3 protein-coding genes are annotated in these 3,292 nt (G+C 50.9%); all 3 read right to left on the minus strand.

Features of this window, described 5'->3' with window-relative positions:
- Positions 1–147 precede the first annotated feature (147 nt).
- The 3 genes from ACMJ0U_RS01395 to ACMJ0U_RS01405 are packed head-to-tail and all read right to left on the minus strand — an operon-like array spanning position 148 to position 3,289.
- On the minus strand, positions 148–2,013 hold the full coding sequence (locus ACMJ0U_RS01395) for an ABC-F family ATP-binding cassette domain-containing protein (RefSeq protein WP_417127687.1): 1,866 nt from the start codon (positions 2,011–2,013) through the stop codon (positions 148–150).
- Between the two features lie 40 nt (positions 2,014–2,053).
- Positions 2,054–2,878: a DUF3805 domain-containing protein gene (locus tag ACMJ0U_RS01400; protein ID WP_417127689.1), complete on the minus strand. Its 825-nt coding sequence runs from the start codon at positions 2,876–2,878 to the stop codon at positions 2,054–2,056.
- Positions 2,879–2,911: 33 nt separating this feature from the next.
- Positions 2,912–3,289, minus strand: a complete 378-nt coding sequence (locus tag ACMJ0U_RS01405) for a VOC family protein (protein WP_417127690.1) — start codon at positions 3,287–3,289, stop codon at positions 2,912–2,914.
- Between the last annotated feature and the right edge of the window lie 3 nt (positions 3,290–3,292).

Raw genomic sequence — 3,292 nt, forward strand, 5'->3', positions numbered from 1 at the left:
CCTTTTTCTCTCTCAAATTCACTTTGGCTTAAGGAAGAAGAGAGATATTCCTCCAAATAAGACAGACATTCGTCTTGGGAATACTTACGATATTCACGCATGTTACTAAATAATTTGTGTCAACTTATTTAGTACACTACACTGTTTTTAGTCCTCAATTTCGCTTAGTTCCAGCCAGCGCATGGTCTTCTCGTCCAGCTCGTCATTGAGCAGAGGCAGTCGCTTGGATTTCTCGGTCAGTTCGTCCACGCTGAGCGTGCCGCTGCACAAAGCTTCTTCTATCTGTTTCTTTTCGTCCTCCAGTGTGGCAATCTCCTGTTCAAGCTGTTCAAATTCTTTCCGTTCCTTGAACGTCATGCGACGCTTGTCGTTCAGGCGGACACGCTGCGTCTTTTCTTCCTTGGGCTTGGATGCTTCCTTTTCATGCTCCGCCTTGGCCAGCTTCCAGTCGCGGTAGTCAGAGTAGTTGCCAGGGAAGTCACGGATGTCGCCCTGTCCCTTGAACACCAGCAAGTGGTCTACCACTTTGTCCATGAAATAGCGGTCGTGGCTCACCACGATGACGCATCCCTTGAAGTTCTGCAGGTATTCTTCCAGCACCTGTAGCGTCACGATGTCCAGGTCGTTGGTCGGCTCGTCGAGCACAAGGAAATTCGGGTTCCGCATCAGCACTGTACAGAGATACAACCGGCGTCGTTCTCCCCCACTCAACTTGTACACATAGCTGTGCTGTGTTTCGGGGGTGAAAAGGAAATGCTGCAGGAACTGTGAAGCCGTCAGCCGCTTGCCGTTGCCTAACTCTATGACCTCGGCGATGTCCGTAATCACGTCAATCACCTTCATCTGTTCGTTAAACTGAAGTCCCTCCTGTGAATAGTAGCCGAATCGCACCGTCTCGCCGATGTCCAGTGTACCGCTGTCGGGTTTCTCCAGTCCCATCAGAATCTTGATGAAGGTGGATTTGCCCGTACCGTTGTTTCCCACGATACCCATCTTTTCGTAACGGGCAAAGATGTAGGAGAAATCATCCAGAATCTTCAAATCGCCGAAACGTTTGCACAGGTGGTCGGCCTCGAAAATCTTGGAACCGATGTACGAAGCCTTCACATCCAGTTTTACGTTCGCGTCGTACGTACGCTGCTTGGCCACCTTCTCCAGTTCATAGAAGGCTTCTTCGCGGTAACGGGCCTTGTGTCCGCGTGCCTGCGGCATACGGCGCATCCATTCCAGCTCCGTGCGGTACAGGTTGTTGGCACGGGCAATCTCCGCATTGGTCGCTTCGATGCGTTCCTGCCGTTTCTCTAAGTAGTAGCTGTAGTTACCCTTGTAGGAATACAACTGGCGGTTGTCTATTTCAATGATTTCCGAGCACACACGGTCCAGGAAGTAGCGGTCGTGCGTCACCATGAGCAGACTCAGGCTACCCCGGTTCAGGTACTCTTCCAGCCATTCCGTCATGTCCAGGTCGAGGTGGTTGGTCGGCTCGTCCAGAATCAGCAAGTCCGGTTCGGTAATCAGGATATTGGCCAGTGCCACGCGCTTCAACTGCCCGCCGGACAGATGGCCGATTTTCTGGGAGAAGTCGCGTATTTTCAGTTGCGAAAGAATCTGCTTGGCACGCCGCTCATAGTCCCACGCCTTTTCGTGTTCCATCCGCACCAGCAGCTCGTCCATGCCGGGATTGCCGGGCGTTTCCATGCACCGTTCGTATTCCTTAATCAGTTCCACGGTGGAGTTGCCATGATAAAAGCAAGCCTCGAGCACCGTCAGCTCTTCGGGATACTTCGGGCTCTGTTCCAGATAGCCCACACGCAAATCGCGGCGGAAGGTGATTTTCCCTTCATCGTAGCCTTCCTTCCCGGCCAGGATATTCAGCAAGGTGGTTTTTCCCGAACCGTTCTTGGCTATCAGCCCGATGCGCTGTCCTTCTGCAATGCCGAAAGATATACCGTTAAAAAGGACCAAGTCGCCGAACGACTTGGTCAGGTTTTCTACTTGTAAATATGGAGTCATAATCTAATTCGTAGCTTCTAAAAATAGGATGCGGACAGGGTTAGTCCATCGACGCTTCCACTTCGTTCTTTATCCGTTCGAATTCCGCTTTCAGGTTGCATGGCTGTCCGCCCTTCGCCTTGTCCCATATCAGGGTAATCGGGTTGACCATTACTTTTGAATCGCGGAAACGCAGTGCGGGAAATTCTTTCTGTCCGTCGACAACCGTTACCCATTCCATGCCGTCCATTTCGTTGGCCAGTATCACGCCGAATGCCGTACCGAAGCTTTCCCACGCCTGACGCTGTTTGGGGTTGAAGCGCCCGCTGTCGATTACTTTCTGCAAGTTTTCCAGGTCGGCCTCCGTGCCCGTAAAGTCCTTGGTCAGCTGTTTCTTCACTGTAGAAACGGCCCAGTCATAGTTCTCGTTTATCTGGTTGATTTCCAGGATACGGACCGGAATCACTTCCTTCACCGGCTTGTCGGAGGCATTGCGCACTTTCAGGGAAGCCACGATAGCCTCGCCTGCCTTGGGGCTTTCTCCTTTGGTTACGGTGAACGAACATTCCACGGAAATCTCTCCCCGGCCGGTCACCCAGATATGGGTAGTGTACCACACGGCATTCTCCTGAAAACTTTCGGATGAATAGGCACAGTCCCATGTGCCGACCTTCACCTTCTTGGCACCGCGTACCTGATGCAATTCGTCTTCCAGACATTCACCGGCATAGGCTGGTGAATTGCCCCTGTAAGCAGAAATGCGGAAGTTTCCGGTCCATTTGTCAGGGTTGTAAAACAGAAAACTGTCTTCCGTATCTTCAAACTCACACCAGTTGTCGGGATATTCCAGTGAGAACCAGGAACCCGGAGAAATATACTTTTTCATAACGTTTTTTGTTTTAGTATTAGAGATATAAGTTTATTTTAGCGGAAGAATCTCAATCCAGTAGTCGTCCGGGTCATTGATGAAATAAAGTCCCATCTGTTCGTTCTCGAAGCAGACGCACCCCATTTCCTTGTGGAACTTGCGTACTTCATCGTAATCGCCTGCCACGCGGAAACAAAGATGGCTTTCGTTTTCTCCCAGTTCGTAGGCTTCCGTATGGTCGCGCAGCCAGGTCAGTTCCAGGAGGAAGCCTGTACATCCGTCGGTGAGATACACCAGGGTGAAAGAACCGTCGGCAGCTTCCTTGCGGTGAGACTCATGCAGTCCGAGCGCCTTTTCGTAGAATTGGATACTTTTTTCGAGATTGGTTACATTGATATTGAAGTGGTCAAATCTTCCTTTTATTTCCATTGT

This window comes from Phocaeicola sp. (assembly GCF_048170425.1).
GTDB lineage: Bacteria > Bacteroidota > Bacteroidia > Bacteroidales > Bacteroidaceae > Phocaeicola.

What these genes read in the sequence shown, in the direction of transcription:
- ACMJ0U_RS01405 (WP_417127690.1), bottom strand. Translation starts at nt 3,289, where the DNA reads ATGGAAATAAAAGGAAGATTTGACCACTTCAATATCAATGTAACCAAT.
- ACMJ0U_RS01395 (WP_417127687.1), bottom strand. Translation starts at nt 2,013, where the DNA reads ATGACTCCATATTTACAAGTAGAAAACCTGACCAAGTCGTTCGGCGAC.
- ACMJ0U_RS01400 (WP_417127689.1), bottom strand. Translation starts at nt 2,878, where the DNA reads ATGAAAAAGTATATTTCTCCGGGTTCCTGGTTCTCACTGGAATATCCC.